16 protein-coding genes, 2 tRNA genes and 2 CRISPR repeat arrays are annotated in these 19,928 nt (G+C 62.4%); of the genes, 8 read left to right on the top strand and 10 right to left on the bottom strand.

Annotated elements, in window-relative coordinates:
• Window positions 1–34 precede the first annotated feature (34 nt).
• The gene (gene cas2e / locus ACIBH2_RS20310; protein WP_397119519.1) at window positions 35–448 is read left to right on the top strand and encodes a type I-E CRISPR-associated endoribonuclease Cas2e; all 414 of its coding nucleotides are present in this window, start codon (window positions 35–37) and stop codon (window positions 446–448) included.
• A gap of 40 nt (window positions 449–488) precedes the next feature.
• A CRISPR array of direct repeats spans window positions 489–1,249; the repeat unit is 29 nt; unit sequence GTCCTCCCCGCGTGCGCGGGGGTGAGCCC.
• 61 nt (window positions 1,250–1,310) lie between these two features.
• Here the strand turns inward: cas2e and ACIBH2_RS20305 are convergent.
• On the bottom strand, window positions 1,311–1,850 hold the full coding sequence (locus ACIBH2_RS20305) for a hypothetical protein (RefSeq protein WP_397119517.1): 540 nt from the start codon (window positions 1,848–1,850) through the stop codon (window positions 1,311–1,313).
• A gap of 1,013 nt (window positions 1,851–2,863) precedes the next feature.
• Between ACIBH2_RS20305 and ACIBH2_RS20300 the strand changes: the two genes are divergently transcribed.
• The 4 genes from ACIBH2_RS20300 (at window position 2,864) to ACIBH2_RS20285 (ending at window position 6,481) form a co-directional block, all read left to right on the top strand.
• Window positions 2,864–3,193, top strand: a complete 330-nt coding sequence (locus ACIBH2_RS20300) for a hypothetical protein (RefSeq protein ID WP_397119515.1) — start codon at window positions 2,864–2,866, stop codon at window positions 3,191–3,193.
• The gene (locus tag ACIBH2_RS20295; RefSeq protein ID WP_397119513.1) at window positions 3,190–5,478 is read left to right on the top strand and encodes a hypothetical protein; all 2,289 of its coding nucleotides are present in this window, start codon (window positions 3,190–3,192) and stop codon (window positions 5,476–5,478) included. The genes ACIBH2_RS20300 and ACIBH2_RS20295 overlap by 4 nt, the downstream gene beginning before the upstream one ends.
• A 5-nt stretch (window positions 5,479–5,483) precedes the next feature.
• Entirely contained in the window at window positions 5,484–5,888 is a 405-nt protein-coding gene (locus ACIBH2_RS20290) for a hypothetical protein (RefSeq protein WP_397119511.1), read from the top strand.
• 395 nt (window positions 5,889–6,283) lie between these two features.
• Window positions 6,284–6,481 carry a hypothetical protein gene (locus ACIBH2_RS20285; protein WP_397119509.1) on the top strand — a complete coding sequence of 66 codons (198 nt, stop codon included), beginning with the start codon at window positions 6,284–6,286 and terminating at the stop codon, window positions 6,479–6,481.
• Window positions 6,482–6,744: 263 nt separating this feature from the next.
• A CRISPR array of direct repeats spans window positions 6,745–7,079; the repeat unit is 29 nt; unit sequence GGGCTCATCCCCGCACGCGCGGGGAGCAC.
• Window positions 7,080–7,861: 782 nt separating this feature from the next.
• Here the strand turns inward: ACIBH2_RS20285 and ACIBH2_RS20280 are convergent.
• The 9 genes from ACIBH2_RS20280 to ACIBH2_RS20240 form a co-directional block, all read right to left on the bottom strand.
• Window positions 7,862–7,952 (bottom strand) — tRNA-OTHER (locus tag ACIBH2_RS20280).
• Between the two features lie 391 nt (window positions 7,953–8,343).
• Window positions 8,344–8,916: a hypothetical protein gene (locus ACIBH2_RS20275; protein WP_397119507.1), complete on the bottom strand. Its 573-nt coding sequence runs from the start codon at window positions 8,914–8,916 to the stop codon at window positions 8,344–8,346.
• Between the two features lie 109 nt (window positions 8,917–9,025).
• The gene (locus ACIBH2_RS20270) at window positions 9,026–9,973 is read right to left on the bottom strand and encodes an SLATT domain-containing protein (RefSeq protein WP_397119505.1); all 948 of its coding nucleotides are present in this window, start codon (window positions 9,971–9,973) and stop codon (window positions 9,026–9,028) included.
• A 29-nt stretch (window positions 9,974–10,002) separates the two neighbouring features.
• Window positions 10,003–10,248 (bottom strand): cell division protein SepF, encoded by a 246-nt coding sequence (locus tag ACIBH2_RS20265; protein ID WP_397120921.1) that lies wholly within the window; start codon window positions 10,246–10,248, stop codon window positions 10,003–10,005.
• Between the two features lie 725 nt (window positions 10,249–10,973).
• A complete protein-coding gene (locus ACIBH2_RS20260) occupies window positions 10,974–11,156 on the bottom strand; it encodes a hypothetical protein (protein ID WP_397119503.1) in 183 nt (60 codons plus the stop codon).
• A gap of 1,522 nt (window positions 11,157–12,678) precedes the next feature.
• Window positions 12,679–12,750, bottom strand: a tRNA-Val gene (locus ACIBH2_RS20255).
• 28 nt (window positions 12,751–12,778) lie between these two features.
• On the bottom strand, window positions 12,779–13,243 hold the full coding sequence (locus ACIBH2_RS20250; protein WP_397119501.1) for a peroxiredoxin: 465 nt from the start codon (window positions 13,241–13,243) through the stop codon (window positions 12,779–12,781).
• 82 nt (window positions 13,244–13,325) lie between these two features.
• Entirely contained in the window at window positions 13,326–13,748 is a 423-nt protein-coding gene (locus ACIBH2_RS20245) for a DUF3052 domain-containing protein (protein WP_397120919.1), read from the bottom strand.
• A gap of 107 nt (window positions 13,749–13,855) precedes the next feature.
• Complete coding sequence (locus ACIBH2_RS20240; protein ID WP_397119499.1) at window positions 13,856–14,413, bottom strand: hypothetical protein; 558 nt, start codon at window positions 14,411–14,413, stop codon at window positions 13,856–13,858.
• Between the two features lie 217 nt (window positions 14,414–14,630).
• Here ACIBH2_RS20240 and aceE point away from each other — a divergent pair, with 217 nt between their 5' ends.
• From aceE to ACIBH2_RS20225, 3 genes are all read left to right on the top strand, one after another.
• Window positions 14,631–17,504: a pyruvate dehydrogenase (acetyl-transferring), homodimeric type gene (gene aceE, locus ACIBH2_RS20235; protein WP_397120917.1), complete on the top strand. Its 2,874-nt coding sequence runs from the start codon at window positions 14,631–14,633 to the stop codon at window positions 17,502–17,504.
• A 45-nt stretch (window positions 17,505–17,549) separates the two neighbouring features.
• Window positions 17,550–18,848 (top strand): PucR family transcriptional regulator, encoded by a 1,299-nt coding sequence (locus tag ACIBH2_RS20230; protein ID WP_397120915.1) that lies wholly within the window; start codon window positions 17,550–17,552, stop codon window positions 18,846–18,848.
• A 128-nt stretch (window positions 18,849–18,976) separates the two neighbouring features.
• Complete coding sequence (locus tag ACIBH2_RS20225) at window positions 18,977–19,891, top strand: ACP S-malonyltransferase (protein WP_397119497.1); 915 nt, start codon at window positions 18,977–18,979, stop codon at window positions 19,889–19,891.
• Window positions 19,892–19,928: the final 37 nt, after the last annotated feature.

Genomic DNA, 19,928 nt, shown 5'->3' with positions numbered 1-19,928 from the left:
CACGAACGGTTGAGAAGTCTGCTTCCGCAATGCGGTGACAGAGCTCGGCCGGTCGGCCGGGAAAGCAACGTCACTGGCGGCACCGCTTGACTGTCCGGCCGGACTACGCAGACACCTCACCCGCTGGCTCCTCGAAATCAGCCCAGGCGTCTTCGTCGGTTTCCTGAACACCCGTGTGCGAGACCTGGCATGGCAGCGAGTGATCGAGCTGTCCCGAGATGGCCGCGCCATCATGATCTACTCCACCCGCTCCAAACAACGACTCGCGTTCAAGGTCCACCGCCACGAATGGGAACCCGTCGACATCGACGGCATCCACCTCATACGCCGTCCCCACACCAACACCTCCCAACCAACTGGCACCCGCGGCGGATGGAGCAAAGCCAGCAGATACCGCAAAGCAGGCCGCCCGCGCAGCAATCGCGATCCATCGACCGAGAGTGAATGAAAAACGCCCAATCGGCATGTAGAACCGCTGGTCAAGAAGTGTCCTCCCCGCGTGCGCGGGGGTGAGCGCTCCGAGATCCGCGCACCGATGGGTGTGATCGAGTCCTCCCCGCGTGCGCGGGGGTGAGCCCTCCTGGCCGATTCGGCGCAGCGCACGGAGTTCGTCCTCCCCGCGTGCGCGGGGGTGAGCCCCGCCGAACGTGCGCGGGAACACTGGCCATGTCGTCCTCCCCGCGTGCGCGGGGGTGAGCCCAAGGCGGCCAACGGATTACACGTCTGCCTGGAGTCCTCCCCGCGTGCGCGGGGGTGAGCCCTTCGGGATGAGTTCTCTCGTCAGGATTCGAACGTCCTCCCCGCGTGCGCGGGGGTGAGCCCAAGACCGCCCGAGACATCGGTCTTCGCATCTCGTCCTCCCCGCGTGCGCGGGGGTGAGCCCGAGCACTCACGGCCCTCCTGGTCGTCATCACCGTCCTCCCCGCGTGCGCGGGGGTGAGCCCGGTGTGGCCGGTGATCACTCGCCCGCTGATCAGTCCTCCCCGCGTGCGCGGGGGTGAGCCCTCGCTGGAATCGGCGAACAAGTCCAAGTCCAGGTCCTCCCCGCGTGCGCGGGGATGAGCCGCACGGCTTGGTGCTGACACTCGATAACGGTGTGTCCTCCCCGCGTGCGCGAGGGTGAGCCGTTCCCCCCGCCCGCCGGTGTGCGGGAGGTGGCGTCCTCCCCGCGTGCGCGGGGGTGAGCCCGCGTCCAGGCGGGCCTGTCCCGACTGCGTCTGGTCCTCCCCGCGTGCGCGGGGGTTCCCATCTCATCCGCAACGTGTTCTGTGGGTGATCGGTGCTCTCTGCATCCGTCGTGATACATCGCGTCACGATTGTCCAGGCTCTGGAGGCGGCTCATCGAACTCGCTTCCCCAGGCCGCAGGCGTCGGACGGTGCACGAGATCCTGGCAGATGCGGCATCCTCTGATCAGCGGCACGGGGTTCGGGGCGACTGGGGTGCTATCGATGAGGGCTTGCGGGCGGCCGCGTCCTTTGATGCGGGTCCACCTGGCATCCACCACCATCCATTCGTCAGTCGGTGAGAAGCGCAGGCGTGACTGGGTTTTCGCTTCGCTGCGCGCACCGGAGGCGAGCGCGAAGCAGGGTTCTGCGGCGAGAAGCCCTCTGGCGTAGTCGAATTCCGGTTGGTGGTGACACCAGCCCGCGATTGCGGTGCGTTCTTCGGCGAGCCACTCGTGGACGAATCCGCTGGGCGGATCTACCAACGCCAAGGCGTGGCCGTGCGGAATGGGCATCTGGCGGAACACCAATGTGCGTGGGTCGATGCGGGCGGCGGACGGGTCGGTGGCGGCCTCGAAGACGATCGAGCCATGAATGAAGCCGACCCAGAACTCGATGCCGCGCAAAGTCGCTTTCCTATCGGCAGTTATGTGACGGGCGTTGCGAGGCATACCAGTCGGAGAAGATGGTGCGCGAGCTCGGCCACCACTCATCCCCGCACGGCGCGTGGAGCGCACCACCTCGACCGTCACTTTCGGCCCATCAATGGGCTCATCCCGCTCGCGCGGGAGCACTTCGGTGGGCTGCTGGGACAGATCGGTCAGTCGGGCTCACCCTGCACGCGCGGGGAGCAGATCGACTTCACGGCGAAAGTCTCGGTCTCCTGAGGCTCATCCCCGCACACGCGGGGAGCACCTGAGCGACGCTGCGGGCGAGTTCAATTCGCAGGGCTCATCCCCCCACACGCGGCGAGCACGCGGCGATAGCGACGACCACGAGGCCGATCGGGGGCTCATCCCCGCACACGCGGGGAGCACGAAGGCCTCTACTCCACCGTCTACGGGCACATGGGCTCATCCCCGCACACGCGGGGAGCACTCGGGTACCGGAATGTCGTGGCAGCTCAGCATGGGCTCATCCCCGCACACGCGGGGAGCACGGGCAGTGGCCCGACCACGCGTCCCTGGATCTGGGCTCATCCCCGCACACGCGGGGAGCACACTTCTTCACCTGCATGTTTCCAGGCGAATGTACAGTTTTTCATTCACCTTCCGATACTCGCCACACAAACTCGGCGGTCTACCCCTGGGCCACGCTACCGATGTCGACCAGACGCGGCCGTTGTCACACGAGCCGACCTGACCGAGTTGCGGCCGTCGCAACGCTCTGGCTCGAAGTCTCGTCTGAGCCAAACCAAGAGCGCTCCTAACCGCAGCATGAGTATGCGTCGGCAGACCTCCCGCTTGACGACTGTCGGCGAGGAAAGGGGCAGTCGAAGGACCCGCCCTCGCTGCAGACAATGCGCGAATGGCTGATTCGAATGGCCGAGCACTTTCGACCGGTTTGACCGATCTGGTCACCTCGTATAACTTTCCGCCCCGGGGGAGATCTTGCCGGTCTAGGGGGGCAAGGGGGTTCTGTGACGTTCAAAACCGATCTGGAGATTCTCGGGAACCTAGGCAATACGCTGCACGGTTTGGCGGCTGAGGCGGCGAATGCGAAGCCGAAGAACGCCGCGACTGTGTGGTTGGACGAGCCGTTGCTCTCCGGTGTGGCGGCCGCGCAGATCATGACCGAGCTCATCGACAATGCCCTGATTCCGACCGCGAAGGAGCGGTTGAGCGAAACCGGCGACGTCATGATCAACGCCGCCAAGCAGTTCGCCAACATGGACGAATCTGCGGCCGACGCCTTCGTCGACCTGTACCGGAAAGCTACCGGTGACTGGACGGTGGAGACTACGGCGTGACCGCGAAGGATCCGCTGGAGTGGTTGCGTACCGTCGATCCGCAAGTGCTCAATCGGTTTGCCTCCACTTGGGTTTGGATCGGCGACAACCTGGAAGCCACGTTCACCAAGTATCGCAACGCGGTCACTCAGGTGAACGGAGCCCATTGGGAAGGCAAGGCCGCCGAGGCCGCGCAAGCCCGGGCGACCGGCGACCTGACGACCATGCAGACTCTGAGCGACAAGCTCGACGCCGTGGCGACCCGTGCCCGGCAGGGCTACAGCGAGATCAACGAGCCGTTGCAGCGGGCGCGAAACCTGCTGCTCGAGGCTGAAAGTCTCGGTTGGGAGGTTGGTCCTACCCTCGCGGTGACCGCGCCCTCCGACGCCGATCAAACAGCGGTGGACAACCTGGCCCGCGACTTGAAGGACTACACGCTGGCGGCAATGACAGCTGACGGAGCGGTTCGCGACGCGCTGGAGGCCGCCCGTGGCTCGTTGGCGGTGGCCTTCGCATCGGCTGGGGCCTTGGGCGCGGACCAGGGGGCCGGGGACGGTAAAGTCCTGGCCGATGACCCCGCCCAGCTGAGTGACGCGGCACTGATGCGACTGGTCGAAGCGGGTCGGTTGACGCAGGAGCAGATCGATGCCCTGCGTGCGGGCGACACCGCTGTCATCCCGGCCTCGCAAATGGAGTACCTCAATCAGATCGCGCGGTCGCTTGATGGCAAGAGCCCGCAAGAGATTCTGCAGATCATGAATCAACTGCCGTCCTCGGCGCGAGACGGCTTGGCCAACTCCCTGCAACTGGTGTCCACCAAGGGAGTCGCGGCAGGGCCGGTGCAGGGTGACGACAAAGATCTGCCCAACGGCGGTGTCGGCGGGTTCAGCCAGCTTCCGGCTCAGATGCGAAACTCGTTGAACCGCAACTCCGATCTGTTCGCTATCTCCCCAAATTCGGTGGCCTCGACCGACGATCTTGCCCAGACCGTGGCGTTGGCGCAGATCGCCGGAGCCAGCGACAGCGCGCTTCGACAGGGCAGCGACTTGGACAGGTCGCTGTTGCAGAAGGCGGGCCTATATATGGAAGCCCGCGACGAGATCACCAAGCAATACCCGCTGGCGCAGGGGCTCGACGGCACTTCCCTTGCAGCACAGAGCATTTTTGACGCCGTTGGCGACGACAAGATTGCACTGCGCGATGTCGTCACCGAGGGAGAGAAGGGCGAGCGCTTCATCGGCAATGTCCTCACCACGGACTGGCCAGACGACAGCGTCGCCGCCAAACTCTTCGCGTTCACTGACTTGACCGATACCACCGTCGAAGACCCAAACAACAAGGTCGATGTCGCCACGGCCGAACGCGCTGGCAACATCATGAGCGCGGTGGGCCAATATATGGCCGACGATGAGCGCTGGAAGACGCTGATGAATCTGGAGGGTGAGAACAGCGAGTCTGTCGGGGAACGAAACCCTCGGCTGGTCCAGCAATTAGCGACAAGCATGAGCCCGTTCATCGAGGAACTAGCGGGTGGGGACCGGCCAAACACGGTGGGCTTCAACATCGAATCAAATCCCGACGGCACCAGCTGGGTCAACCCCGATAAGGACAACTTGTCGTATCGTGGAGCGCGGCACATCTTCTCGGTGATGAACACAAACGACGAAGCTGGCCAGATTTTCGCTCGCGAGGCCGCGATCCTCGCGCGGGCCAACGAAGTGGAATTTGCGAATAACATCGGAAATCAAAGCTCGGTAGCTAATTTGATCACCGCCGGACGGATAGACGGACTTATCGATGCCGGATTACTGGAGGAAGCAAAAGACGACGGTAAAGCTGCGGATCAGGCTGCCAAGGATGCGTATCAGGATAAGGAGCGATGGTTCAATACCGGCAAATCTGTTACGGCCATCGCTGTCAAGAGAATACCTTACGCTGGCGATATAATGTGGGACCTCATGGATGGTCAAATGGACCCCGTCAAAGAATCGATGATCGGACAAAGTCCAGATCCGAGCCCTGAACCTCAACTGACCCGGCGCGATGAAGTGTTCCGGATTCACAACGTAATCAGTCAGGCGGACGTGCCGCTGGAAACGCAGCGACAGTACCCTCAGTTGTTCGAGAACGGTTCACTTAAATCGTGGGAGTCTATCGTCACTGGACCGCTTGGCGAGGTCAACACCAGGAAGGAATCTCTCGTGAACTTGCTTGACAACTTGGATGGAACTATCGATAGCGGCGACCGGATGGGGGAAGCTTATGAAGACACCGCCGAAGGTTTGCCTGGACGGCCGAAGAAGTGAGGACGATGAGCACAACCGCACCAACCCGCCGCCACACTTGGGCTGTAGCAGTTATCGTGATAATCGCCGCGATTACGGCTTCCTGTACCGAAAACGAGGAAGTGAGTCCGGAGCCCGCGATATGCACCGAACAACGACCAGACTTCAATAAGTTGAATTACGAAGCTCTGAGCCGAATGGAGATTCCCGCCGATTTTCGGAAACAATTCCCGAACCTATTCGAAAACGGTTCTCTCAAACCCTGGACTTCTCTCGTCGGCGGGATACCGCTCAGTGAAGCTGAACAGAACCGAGCCGACGTGACGTCACTATTGGACATGGTCGACGGAGATGCAAATACGGGGAAGCAGATTCGAAACGATTACTTCGAAAACCGAGATAGGCAGTGCGGCGAGGGAACAAACCCCTGACATGCCATTAAGCTGAGGATTGAACTTGAGCGATTTCGGCGGCCATGAACTTCCGCATGAATATCGAGAGATGTGGGCGCGAGCCGAAGAAGAACAACGGGCTGCGGCCGAGGTGGAGTTCGCTCTACAGAGCGACGGCCTGACAACGGGAGGTGCGGCCGAGTCTGACGAGGTAAGTTATGAGGATTGGGTCGAGGAGACCCGTGGGTCACGAATTGCAGCACCACCGTGGTGACATCCTCGGCGGCAAATAGGCCGTGACGAAACCGGCGAGCCGATGCCCGAAGGTCACGAGAATTCGATGGGCAGTAAACCGGTTGTTCCCGAATCGTGGTTGAAGTATCCGGTTCAATGCGCCAGAACAAGAGTTTCCTACCCTAGTTAGGATCGCCGATATGTCCGACCCACAGCCCGTCCCTCTCCTCAACGGCCAGCTGCTGACCTGCGACACCTGCGGGCACACCACGTTCGAGCAACGCCAATGGAAACTGCAAACCACGGGCATGACCGCTATGGGCATGGACTGGGCCAACCGCGATGCAACCTGCTACGTCTGCTGGGCTTGCCGCCGCATCCACTGGTTCTACATCTAAACGAGAAACTCGATCAGCCTCCCCCAACACTTGCACCGTGCATTGACAGAATTGGTTGCAAGGCAGCGATTTTGACGATTCCGCCTCTGACGGCGGCTACGGCTAATCGGTGTGCATGGCGCACCAAATGACACGTTCATGATTGATGACTTCTCCGGCATCGGCTACCGCTGGTGTCCAGTTGTTTCGTCGACGTTGCGGGAGCCACGTCGGCAGTCATGGCGAGTTCGTTGGAGGTCGCGGCATGGGCTGTGGCGAACCTATTGTCCTGTCCCGCACGCGTGGGGAGCAGAGCGTCGTGATCTTTGGCTGACGCCCCTTGCGGGGCTCATCCCCGCACGCGCGGGGAGCACGTCTCCTCGATCGGTTGGCCGGTGCGGTCGAGAGGGCTCATCCCCGCACGCGCGGGGAGCACTCGGTGGCGCGTTGCTCGCGGGCCAGGTTGGTGGGCTCATCCCCGCACGCGCGGGGAGCACATCTTCGAGCTGGTGGCGAACTGGCCGGGCATGGGCTCATCCCCGCACGCGCGGGGAGCACCAGTTGTGGCGACCGACGATATACCCCCACCAGGGCTCATCCCCGCACGCGCGGGGAGCACACTTCTTCACCTGCATGTTTCCTCGCGAATGTACCGGTTTTCATTCACTTCTCGATAGGACCAATCCCGGAGGCACGTGCAAGTGCCGGATCCACTCCTGAGCATCTGGTCTGGCTGATCGATGATCACCGAAGCCTACGGCTGGACGAAGCGACCGGAGGATGTCCGCACAGAGCACGCGCGTACGAGCGCATTTGCGGAAGCCTGGGATAGCCAACGTCCCCGCGGTGGCTGCGCTCAGACCGTGAGGAACGGCGCGCTGGTGATCGCAAGTATCGCCGCGGGTGCGGCTGCGGAGAGGACCGACCGAAGGTGTCGGCCGCCCCGATCTGGTCACGTTGGGGGTGCACGGAATTGGTGAGCCCGCGCTGGACGCGGATGCGCGCACCGATACCGGCTTTCTCAGTGACAGCATGTTGAGGCGGTTGATGGTCCGTGCCGCCGGTGAAGCCGATGGGCTCTATGTCGCCTATCCGGCCGGGGTCGGGGTGCGACCTCGGGTGGCTCCGAGCCGTATTCGGCGTCAGTTTCCAGCGGGTTGCAGAACCTTCAACAGATGGCGGCGTAGCAGCTGAGCCGCTGTCCGGGTTCCCGGTGCCCCTACAGGTGCAGAAGCTCTTGGGGCACGCCTCGATTCGGACCACTCAGCGCTATGCCAGTCTGGGCGAAAGTCAGCGGCAGGCGCTGGGCTGACGGTTCGCCCCCCACGTTTGCCCCACGGAATTAGTTCCGGATGGAAACTGCCCCACCGGAACATGGTGCCTGAACTGCATTTTCAATTGTGGGCGCGGAGGGGATCGAACCCCCGACCGCTGGTGTGTAAAACCAGTTTAGTGTCGAGTCTCCTGAAACCGCCGCAGCCTGCCCGTTCACAACAGAACGTCCCTGCAGATCAGCTGTCTTGCAGTGTCATAGCTGAGGACAAGTATGGTCACAAGAACTCTTGTCTAGACAACTGTCTCCCCCTATGTTTCCCTACGCCAGGGAACCTTCTGCCACCACGTTTTGCATCGAGAACTACTCTCAAACGAGGCGAAGCTGCCACAACCCGCGTCGTATCGCAAGCACGACAAGGTGAGGCCGCAGAGCCCCCGCACGGATTCAATTGCGGAAGCACTCAGCCCGGAAACCCGCCGCGGAGACCAGCGCATAGAACCGCGATGGCTTGCCCATCAAACTCGAAGCCCACCCTGTCAACGCTGAACAGAACGGGTTTCTACCGTGCCCAACCGGCTCCACGTGCGGCGTGACATCGGCGTCGGACTCATCCACCGCGCCGCGAGCTCCGCATCAACAATCGACCGAAAAGATTCGGCGGAGAAAAACTTCGGACCCGAAGCTTCTGCGGGGCCACAAGAAGTTCTCGGCGCGCAACTTCAATAAACTCCATCTCGCTATTCCGAATAAGCTCCTCGTACTCATCGATCTCCTCCGAATCGATAATAATGTCACCCCCATTGTCCATGGCAGATTTCCATACATTGAGCATAAAGGCGAGATAGCTTGCCTCCACTTTTAATGCAGCTTCGACGGTGGCACCAGTGCCTATCAGTCGAATCTCCTCAACTAATAGTTCCGTATCGACTTCATCAGCGTGCGGATCTGGTAGCCTGGTAACATCGTCGTCATCTATAGCGCGACTGACTTGCATTTTGCTTCGGCGAATACGTACCAAGAAATCGCCATACAGCCTTCTCTTATCAGAATGAAAACGGCGAAAATCCTCGCGCTCAAACTTATCCTTCTGCGCCCAAATAACAACGGATTGAGCCAACACCACTCCGATGAAGGCAAATGCTCCACTAAGGAGGGGACCAAGCAGTGCACTGTTGCTCACATAAGGGATTGTAGCGACCGGGAGTCACCTATCCGGCAAACATGGTGAAGTCCGCACCATCGATACCTGCAGAATCCACCACCGGATCGCCTCGTCGACTGGTAGCGGACTATTCCGTCGGACTGTTGAGATCTGGCGGTTGCTCAAGATTCTGCTCTCTCTTTCTTTGCTCTGCCTTTAGTCGATGCACCTCAGAAGAAAACTCCTTGAGAGCCTCGTGTGGATCCTCGATGTGCTTGTAGCGGCCAACACCAATATCCAAGGCGTCTATTTCATATTCGATATCGTCTGCGGTTTGCTGCAGATAGAAGCTGCGTTCTTTGAACTTGAAATAGGCCATAAGGCCGCTTGCAACTCCGACCATGAACGTAACAGCAAGAACCACCCACCTAAGAAACCCGAACTCGCCGGAGGCTCCTGATGCCGCTGTCGCAGCCAAGGATCCTACAATTAACACCACCTGCAGATTATTGTTTATCCTACGATATCTGGAACTGTCCTCTCGAAATTCGTCAACATCGGCACGCGCATCCTCTTTGTAGGAGGATCGCCGAGTATCAATCGGAACGGACGCTAGCGAGTATAAGGATTTTCGAGCATCTAGAGCTCTGTCAAGAGCTAGCTCTATTTGATCAATAGTTCTTCTCCCGTCATTCGAGAATATACGCCGAAAGAATGGCGAGCGCCGCCCTGCGGAATCACCAAGATTCGACACGCGTGCATTCTGATTAGGTTCGGCCTCCTCCGTAAACTCATCCGAATCGGCGACCTCCTTCGGCCCACCCGGATGGGTCTTCAAATAGTAAGATGCAACACAGAATGCAATCGATACCGGTATTGCGGGGATGTAGATTGCCTTAAGAAGCGCAGGGCTCATCTGAGGGACCCACCACATTGAATAGAGAATCAAGGCCAGGATCGGGCCTAGCGCAATGGAGTAGTTAGACCAAGACCTCCTCGGCTTCGCTATCGCAAGATCTCGTTGATTTCTCCGAATTCGATGATTCAGTAGAATCTTCGATTGAGCAAAATCTCTGTCGCTGATTTCAGCAGTCACTATTAGTCCACCTAGTTCTAGCCAAACAACTATACCTGCGGCGTTAATACAACAACGTCGTCGGAAATTTGCACCAACCATCCCCCGGATCCAGCAGCAATCCCACTGCAGAAGTCAATTATGCGTGCCGATTGCTCACCGTCCATATATCCGATATCGATGGATATCACTCGCCCTTGTCGGTATTGACAAGCGATATCGCGAGCGGAAACGCGAAAGGCGCTGGGGGCGAAGCGAACAATAGAACTGAGGTGCACAGCGGGATTTGAATGCATCTTCGGATCGTAAGAGTTCAGTTCCAACGCTTCATGCAGCGCAGCGGACTGCCGTTCGTATCTAAATCCGCGATATTCCCTTGCGGGGTCCACGGCGAAACTTCGATCCCGCTGGCGTCGAATACTGTTTGACAACCAGAGTGTGAGGAAAGTTGCGAGAATCGCGAGCGGAACCCAAAAAGCTATGTCAGTAGTTTGCATTTCACCACCCCCTTGTTATTTCCAATGTCGCCCCTCAATGCTCGAAAACGGATCGCACTCCACGTCCGGCCGCAGGCTCAGCCAGCTCCGCGGCTGCTCTAACACCAGCCTGCGACGGTGATGGGCAGCCGCTCGTTCATGCGAAACGCGTTGATAGTAGCGGGATTTCGAACAGGGCGGGTGGTTCAGGGGATTTCCGTGTCAGCAGCCTGCAGGGCCAAGCTGCCACTGGCTCAGAGGTTTTCGAGCCGGGTGCGTTAAGTGCGAGCACGTCTTGGTCGAGTTCGCGGCACTGCCTGTCGGCCCGCCGAGGCATCCACACAGCCGGATGTGGAAGCCTTGACGGTCCGTGTGCATCCACCACTTCGACAGGTTCACTCAGTGAATTTCATTTCGCAGATTCCGCAAGCTGCTGCCGTGGTCCTACTGTTCCTGGATCTCCCGGCTGATCGCCAATTCCTCACGCGTGACCGGTTTCTCACTGCGGGTCATGGTCGACTCCCCGATCGGTGAAGTCCGGTTCATCAACCTGCGACGCGTAGACCGCAATACACGCATTCGTCACTGAATCTGTCCATCGTCAGCCGGAACACGTGCTGACACTCCGACGTGTCAGCCGCGTCCTGTTCGGTGTCGGTCAACACCGCAGCCCAGCGGGTGTTGATCGCGGACACGATCTGCTCGTCGGCCACGTCGATGTCACCCACGATCACCCCGACATCCCGCAGGTCCGCGAGCGCGGTCCGATCACCGCGTACAGCGCCGATCGGTCGATGACGTGAGCATCGGCCAGCATGACCATCACCCCTCCCCGCGCCATGTGCCCCCCACTCGGGTAGAACTTCACCGCGCGAGAGGATGCGGAATCCGCCGCTCTCAGAGCCCCACGCGAAGAGTTTGATCAACTCGTCCTGGATTCCTCATCGGTACCGGCATGCGGATGGGCGAAGCCCAGGGCCTACATCGCGAACACATCGACCTCAAGAGCAAGACAATCAGCATCGAGTGGGCATGGGGGACAAGGCTGCCAAGCGAATGAAGTCTCCCAAAGACTATGAGCAGCGCGGAATACCCGTCGGAGAGGACTTGACGAAGGTTCTCGCGACGGCGATCAACAAGAGCGATCTCGGCGGACCCGCCCCTGTGGATGTCGAACCGTTCGCGGCGGTTTGCTGCTGGCGCACAACGACAATCGCCCGTTCGACCATGACAAACTTCAGGGACGATTCGTAGCCGCCACATGAGTTTGCTTTGGTTGAAGACAGCGAAATCAAGTGGAGATGGGGTCCAGTCCGCCCGCACGACCTTCGACATACCTACGCTGGCCGCCTCGTGCGAGCAGGCGTCTCGCTACAACAAACGCAAGAACCTCGGCCATGCGTCACTTCGAACCACTCAGCGCTACGCCAAGGTGGGTAACAGCCAACAGGACCAGGTACGGCGAGCGCTCAACTAGAGTCGACGATCCCATCTCCATGGAAACCGTGGCACATCACCAGCTCCGGAGAGCCCCGCCGGATCACCCAAGGTTCCGAGGTCCTCTCCGCAAAGGTTGATGACCGGCTGCGCGGGAAGCCAAATAGCCCGGCCTTCGGTCGCTGTGACAGCACGATCCTTCCAGCGGAACCACACCAACAAACCAAGGGACACAGCGGCCATCACAGCGCCTGGCATGGCCGCTGGATACCTGCCGTTCACGGCATTGTTCACACACGCAGCCACGCCGAACGCGGTGCCAGCCGAAGCAGTCATAGGCTTCCAAGACTTCGCGATCGAATCATGTGTTCCGCGAACAATACGCGCTGGCCATTCCTGACGCTGGATCCGAATCAACAGCAAACCGAGAGGGACCCACAGGATGAGCAACACAATCCAGACGAGCTTTCGATCTTCTCTAACAGGCTGCGCGGAACTGCGGGGCGCGATTCGAGTCGAGCGGTGCGAAGGTCGAGGCGAGCGAGATCGCCTTCGCTTACGTCGTCGACCAGCCGAACCACCGATCGAGAAGGGACCGACGCCGCCACCGAATCCACGATTGGACACGCCAATCCGGACTCCGAGAAACCCCACGCCGACGCCAATCCTCACAACATCGTCATCGTCGTGGGCGGATCGGCCGCTACAGCCAACAAATAGCCAACTACCGGTGCTACATGGATGCCAACACGAATCGCTCCCAAGATCGAAGCTGATACACGAAAACCCAGACATGGCCTGGGCTTTCGACTGTGGGCGCAGAGGGGATCGAACCCCCGACCGCTGGTGTGTAAAACCAGTGCTCTACCGCTGAGCTATACGCCCTTCCGCACCGGAAAACCGGCGCGACGGGTTATGAATCTAGCGCGGCGAGGGCTTTCTCCCAAGCCTGCTGGTCACGGGGCTCTCCGGGGCCGTTCATTTCGGAGAATCGGATGATGCCGTCCTTGTCTACTACGAAGGTGCCGCGGTTGGGGTAGCCGGATTTGTCGTTGAAGACGCCGTAGGACTGGGCTACCTCGCCGTGCGGCCAGAAGTCGGAGAGCAGGGGGAAGGTGTAGCCCTGTTCGGCGGCCCAGATCTTGTGGGTGGGTGGGGGGCCCACCGAGATGGCGAGGATCTCGGCGTTGTCGTTCTGGAACTTCGGGAGTTCGTCGCGCACCTTGCACAGCTCGCCCTGGCAGATGCCGGTGAAGGCGAGGGGGTAGAAGACGATGAGCACGTTCTTCCGGCCCCGGTAGTCCGACAGGGTGACGGCTTGGTTGTTCTGGTCCTTCAGGGTGAAGTCCGGGGCGACCGTGCCGACCTCTAGCGGCATGCGATGAAACCTCCATCGGAGTCGGGCTCTCTGGCGGGCGGCAAGGTTGTCCGCCAGTCGAAAACCTTATGCGACGGCTGTTTCAGCGCTGCTTCGAGGGCGTCTTGGGTTGCACCAGGCGGCTGCCCAACCAATCGCCCAGAGCCACCGAGGAGGTCTGGGTCAATCCGGCGGGCGGCGCTGATTCGGCGATCTCGGCAGGATCGACATGGCCGGGCTGTCCGGTCTTCGGGGTCAGGACCCAGACGATGCCGTCGTCGGCGAGCGGCGTGATCACGTTGAGCAGCTCGTCGACCAGGTCGCCGTCGCTGTCCCGCCACCACAGCAGCACCACATCGACGACCTCATCGGTATCCTCGTCCAGCAGTTCGGATCCGATGGTGTCCTCGATGGAGGCCCGCAAGTCGTCGTCGGTATCTTCGTCCCAGCCCAGTTCTTGAACGGCCATGCCGTGCGAAATGCCAAGTTTCTGAGCGTAGTTGTGCGCGTCCGCCGCGGCGACCACGGTGGTGCCCTCCTCAATTCCAGACAATAGGTAGTTGCAAGCGAACATGGTCGAGGCCCTCAGCGCAAGCCGATGGGCCGAAATCGCCGCCGAAATTCTCGAGGCCGTTATCGCGCGGGGCACGCGTTGCGGACCGCGTTGAGGGCGTCGTTCACCTTCTTGCTGGCATCGTTGAGCGGCCCGACCGGGGAGGTATAGCTCATTTTGCGCGCCTCGGCGGCCAGCGCCCGAGCCGCTGTGACGTAGTCGTTGAATTTCTGCGCCAGATCCGGCGGCAGCGTGTCGCCCGCGGTGGCCACCCGAGTCTCGACGGTCTTCGCGGCGTCCTCGATGGTGTTCACCGCGGTGTCGCGCTTGGCCGCGTAGTCGCCCGCGTTGGCGTCGTGCGCGTCCACGAATTCGTTGTAGCGGCTCACCGCCGGACCGGTGGTGTCGCGGAACGGATCGCAGTTGTCGGCGATCGCCTTCGCCTCCGCGGCAGCCCTCCTCGACGAGGTCGCCGCGGCCGAAGAGGATGCCGCCTCCGCCTTGTAGGACGTAGCCTCGGCTTGGTTGGCCGTCGGTGTGCCGTCGATGCTGTCGGCACAGCCCGCAACGGCTAGACCAGCGGCTACGGCCAGGCTCGCACATGTCACACCGAACCCGCGCGGGCTCAGCAGCTTCATCGATCCTCCCCGTTCCACTGCCTAGACGGTTCCCTACCGAACCGTACTGGATTCCCAACTGACATGATGACCGGGGACGCATCGTGCTGGAGGATGTGAGATGCGCCCCAAACCATCGTGAACGGGTATGCCGCGGAACCAAGCGGGTTGCCCGGGGTAATGACGCCTATCAGTTGTCCCACCCCATGTACGAGGAGCAAATGTCTTGACCGACCTGATGCACCCCACATCTTCGCCGAGCCCCACCAACGGCCCGGCCCGAAAAAGCCCGGCCGGGGGCCGGGTTCGAGTGATCCGCGAGGGGGTGGCGTCATACCTGCCGGACATCGATCCGGAAGAGACCAGCGAATGGCTCGAGTCCTTCGACGAAATGCTCGATCGGGAGGGCCCCGGCCGCGCCCGCTACCTCATGCTGCGGCTGCTCGAACGCGCCGGTGAGAAGCGCGTCGCCATTCCGGCGCTCACCTCCACCGACTACGTCAACACCATCCCCACCGAGAACGAGCCCTGGTTCCCCGGCGACGAAGAGGTCGAGCGCCGCTACCGGGCGTGGATCCGCTGGAACGCCGCCGTCATGGTGCACCGCGCGCAGCGCCCCGGAATCGGTGTGGGCGGCCACATTTCGACCTACGCGTCCTCGGCGGCGCTCTACGAGGTGGGCTTCAACCACTTCTTCCGGGGCAAGGACCACTCCGGCGGCGGCGACCACGTGTTCATCCAGGGCCACGCCTCCCCCGGCATCTACGCCCGCGCCTTCCTGGAAGGCCGCCTCACCGAAGACCAGATGGACGGCTTCCGGCAGGAGTACTCGCACGGCGGCCCGGGCCACGGCCTCTCGTCCTACCCGCATCCGCGCCTCATGCCCGACTTCTGGGAATTCCCCACGGTCTCCATGGGTTTGGGCCCGATGAACGCCATCTACCAGGCGCGGTTCAACCACTACCTGAACGATCGCGGCATCAAGGACACCTCGGATCAGCATGTGTGGGCGTTCCTCGGCGACGGCGAGATGGACGAGCCGGAATCGCGCGGCCTCATCCAGGTCGCCGCGAACGAGGGCCTGGACAACCTCACCTTCGTGATCAACTGCAATCTGCAGCGCCTCGACGGTCCCGTGCGCGGCAACGGCAAGATCGTGCAGGAGCTGGAGTCGTTCTTCCGCGGCGCGGGCTGGAATGTCATCAAGGTCGTCTGGGGCCGCGAGTGGGACTCGCTGCTGCAGGCCGACCGCGACGGCGCGCTGGTGAACCTCATGAACACCACGCCCGACGGCGACTTCCAGACCTACAAGGCCAATGACGGCGCGTACGTGCGCGAGCACTTCTTCGGCCGCGACCCGCGCACCAAGGAATTGGTGAAGGGCCTGTCCGACGGCGATATCTGGAACCTCAAGCGCGGCGGCCACGATTACCGCAAGATCTACGCGGCCTACGCGGCGGCGCTGGCGCACAAGGGGCAGCCGACGGTCATCCTGGCCAAGACCATCAAGGGTTACGGCCTGGGCAAGCACTTCGAGGCGCGCAACGCCACGCACCAGATGAAGAAGATGACCCTCGACGATCTGAAGGCGTTCCGCGATGTGCAGCGCATCCCGGTCACCGACAAGGAGCTCGAGGAGAACCCCTACCTGCCGCCGTACTACCACCCCGGCAAGGACGATCCGGCCATCCAGTACATGCTGGATCGCCGCCGCACCCTCGGCGGTTTCCTGCCCGAACGGCGCACGACAGCAAAGCCCCTGCAACTTCCGGGCGACGAGCCCTACCGCTCGATCCGCAAGGGTTCGGGCAAGCAGAGCGTGGCCACCACCATGGCCTTCGTGCGCCTGATGAAGGAGCTCTTGCGCGACAAGGAGATCGGCAAGCGCATCGTGCCGATCATCCCCGACGAGGCCCGCACCTTCGGTATGGACTCGTGGTTCCCTTCGTTGAAGATCTACAACCGCAACGGCCAGCTGTACACATCGGTCGACGCCGAGTTGATGCTTGCCTACAAGGAGAGCTCGGTCGGGCAGATCCTGCACGAGGGCATCAACGAGGCCGGTTCGACGGCGTCGTTCACCGCGGTGGGCACCTCCTACGCCACCCACGGCGAGCCGATGATCCCGCTCTACATCTTCTACTCGATGTTCGGATTCCAGCGCACCGGCGACGGGCTCTGGGCGGCAGCGGATCAGATGGCCCGCGGTTTCGTACTCGGAGCAACCGCCGGGCGAACCACGCTGACCGGTGAGGGCTTGCAGCACAACGACGGTCATTCGCTGCTGCTGGCCTCCACCAACCCGGCGTGCGTGCCCTACGATCCGGCGTTCGCCTTCGAGATCGCCCATATCGTCCGCGACGGCATGCGGCGCATGTACGGCGGCGGCGTCACCTCGAACGGCTATCAGGAGGCGCTGCCGGGCACCGATCCGGAGGCGCAGTCCCAGCACCACGAATTCGGTGGCGAGGACATCTTCTACTACATCACCCTCTACAACGAGCCGCAGCAACAGCCCGCGGAGCCGGAGAACCTGGATGTGGAGGGCCTGCTCAAGGGCATCTACCTCTACAAGCCGGGCGGCGAGGGTGAGCTGCGGGCGCAGATCCTGGTGGCGGGCGTGACCATGCCCGACGGTCTGCGCGCCCAGCAGATGCTGGCCGACGAGTGGGGTGTGCAGGCCGATGTCTGGTCGGTGACCTCGTGGGGCGAGCTGCGCAAGGAGGCGCTCGCCGCCGAGATCGCCAAGCTGCGCGATCCCGGCACCGAGCCGACCGTCCCGTACGTGACCCAGGTGCTGTCCAAGGCACAGGGCCCGTTCGTGGCGGCCTCGGACTGGATGCGCGCGGTCCCGGATCAGATCCGCCAGTGGGTGCCGGGCGAGTACATCACCCTGGGCACGGACGGTTTCGGCTTCTCCGACACCCGTCCGGCCGCCCGGCGCGTGTTCAATGTGGATGCCGCGTCGATCGTGGTCGCGGCCCTGCAGGGTCTGGCCACCCAGGGCAAGATCGATCAGGCCAAGGTCGCCGAGGCGGCCAGCAAGTACGCCATCGCCGATGTGAACGCCGCGCCGAAGGCGGCACCGGGTTCCGAGGGCGGCGACGCATAACGGACGATAGGCATCGTGGAACGTAAACCGCCGAGACCGCGCCGGATTTCCGAGAGTTCCTCCGAACACGAGGTGTATCTCCCCACCGGCGCGCTCTCCCCGAACCGGCAGACCCGCGACCCGCTCCCGGACACGCTCCTCAAGCGGGTGAAGCAGTTCTCCGGTCGCCTGTCGACCGAGGCTGTCGCGTCCATGCAGGAGCGGTTGCCGTTCTTCGCCAATCTGGATGCCGCCCAACGGGCCGGGGTGCAGATGCTGGTGCAGACGGCGGTGGTGAACTTCCTCGAATGGCTGCAGGATCCCGAGAGCGATATCCGCTTCAGCCTGGACGCCTTCCAGGTGATCCCGGACGATCTGGCGCGGCGGCTCACGCTGCGCCAGACCGTGGACATGGTCCGCGTGGCCATGGAGTTCTTCGAACAGTGGCTGCCCGCGTTGGCGCGCAACGACCGGCAGCTGGTGGCGCTCACCGAGGCGGTGCTGCGATACGGGCGTGAGCTCGGTTTCGCGGCCGCCTCGGTGTACGCCAGCGCCGCGGAATCGCGCGGCGCGTGGGACACCCGCCTCGAGGCGCTCGTCGTGGACGCCGTGGTGCGCGGCGACACCGGCCCCGAAATGCTTTCCCGCGCCGCCACTTTGAACTGGGACGCCACCGCCCCCGCCACGGTGCTGGTGGGCACGCCGCCCAATGACCAGATGACCGTGGTGGGTTCGGTGCACGGTATCGCCGGACGGCACGGCCGCGCCGCGCTCGCCGTCGTCCAGGGTTCGCGCCTGGTGATGGTCGTCAGCGGCCATCTGGGCGACACCATGTACCCGTCCCCCTTCCTGGCGGATCTGCTCACCGAGGTCTTCTCCGAAGGCCCGGTGGTGATCGGACCGACCACCCGCACCCTCTCCGCGGCCCACGTGAGTGCGGTGGAGGCCATGGCCGGAATGGAGGCCGTCGTGGGCTGGCGCGGCGCTCCCCGCCCGGTGCACGCCTCCGAACTTCTCCCCGAACGCGCACTGCTCGGAGATCGGGCGGCCGTGGACGCCCTCAACGAGATTCTTGTGCTACCGTTGGCCGCCGCCGGGGCAGCGCTGTCCGACACCTTGGACGCCTACCTGGACTGCGGTGGAGCCGTCGAGACTTGCGCCCGCCAGCTGTACGTTCATCCAAATACCGTCCGCTATCGGTTGAAGCGAATCGCCGATATCACGGGACGGGATCCGATGAATCCGCGGGATGCCTACGTGCTCAGAATCGCCGCCACCATAGGTCGTCTGACACGAACCCGTAACGAATCACCTACTTCAGCCCCAGATGTTGCTCCCGTCACAGATCCGAAAGATGGGATGTAACGACATTCGGGAATCGGGCGATCCGGGCAACTCACTTGCGCTTTTGTGGACACCACACAAAAGCACCCCTAAACCTTCATTCGCGCCGACATCTCTCGAGACCGCCCTCACAGTGTTCTCTTAGAGGCGTGATCGCGTTGTTCGCCCCAGGACAGGGCTCTCAGACACCCGGCATGCTCACCCCGTGGCTCGAACTGCCCGGTGCGGTGGACCGCATCGAGCTCTGGTCGAAGGCCTCGGGTCTGGACCTGCTGCGGTTGGGCACCACCGCGACGGCCGAGGAGATCACCGATACCGCGGTGACCCAACCGCTCGTCGTGGCGGCCGCCCTTTTGGCCTTCACGGAAATCCCGCAGGAACTGCTTCCCGCGGATACGATCGTCGCCGGTCATTCGGTCGGCGAACTCGCCGCCGCCGCCGTCGCCGGAGTGCTCTCCGCCGATGACGCGGTGGCACTGGCCGCCCTCCGCGGTGCGGAGATGGCCAAGGCTTGCGCACTCGTTGCGACCGGTATGTCCGCGGTGCTCGGCGGTGACGAAGCCGCCGTGCTCGCCCGGCTCGAAGAGCTGGAGCTCGTTCCGGCCAACCGCAACGCGGTGGGTCAGATCGTGGCGGCGGGCCGGTTGGACGCCCTCGCGGAGCTCGCCGCGAATCCGCCCGAAAAGGCCCGGATTCGCGCGTTGCCCGTGGCCGGTGCCTTCCACACCTCGTTCATGGCTCCGGCCCAGGACGCGGTGACGGAAGCCATCTCCAAGATCACCCCGGGCGAACCGACCCGGGTGCTGCTGTCGAACTTCGACGGCCAGCCGGTCGCCTCCGGCCAGGATGCGATCGACAAGCTCGCTGCCCAGGTCACCCGCCCCGTGCGGTGGGACCTGTGTAACGAAACCGTCCGCGCGAACGGTGTTTCCGCAGTGGCGGAATTGCCGCCCGCGGGCACGCTGGTGGGTATCGCCAAGCGGGAGCTGAAGGGTACGCCGAATCTGGCGCTCAAGACCCCGGCCGATCTCCCCGCGCTGGCCGAACTCACCACCAAGGACTAGCTTGGCCTGCGGCCCTCGGCCCGAATGTCAACGGCGA

This window comes from Nocardia sp. NPDC050406 (assembly GCF_044459025.1).
In the GTDB taxonomy this organism is placed as follows: domain Bacteria; phylum Actinomycetota; class Actinomycetes; order Mycobacteriales; family Mycobacteriaceae; genus Nocardia.
Note: the sequence above shows the minus strand (reverse complement) of the source record. Positions and strands in the feature narration are given on the sequence as shown.

Coding starts and splice junctions, on each gene's coding strand:
- ACIBH2_RS20290 (WP_397119511.1), top strand. CDS start 5,484: ATGAGCACAACCGCACCAACCCGCCGCCACACTTGGGCTGTAGCAGTT.
- ACIBH2_RS20285 (WP_397119509.1), top strand. CDS start 6,284: ATGTCCGACCCACAGCCCGTCCCTCTCCTCAACGGCCAGCTGCTGACC.
- ACIBH2_RS20265 (WP_397120921.1), bottom strand. CDS start 10,248: ATGCATTCAAATCCCGCTGTGCACCTCAGTTCTATTGTTCGCTTCGCC.
- ACIBH2_RS20250 (WP_397119501.1), bottom strand. CDS start 13,243: ATGCCGCTAGAGGTCGGCACGGTCGCCCCGGACTTCACCCTGAAGGAC.
- ACIBH2_RS20240 (WP_397119499.1), bottom strand. CDS start 14,413: ATGAAGCTGCTGAGCCCGCGCGGGTTCGGTGTGACATGTGCGAGCCTG.
- aceE (WP_397120917.1), top strand. CDS start 14,631: ATGCACCCCACATCTTCGCCGAGCCCCACCAACGGCCCGGCCCGAAAA.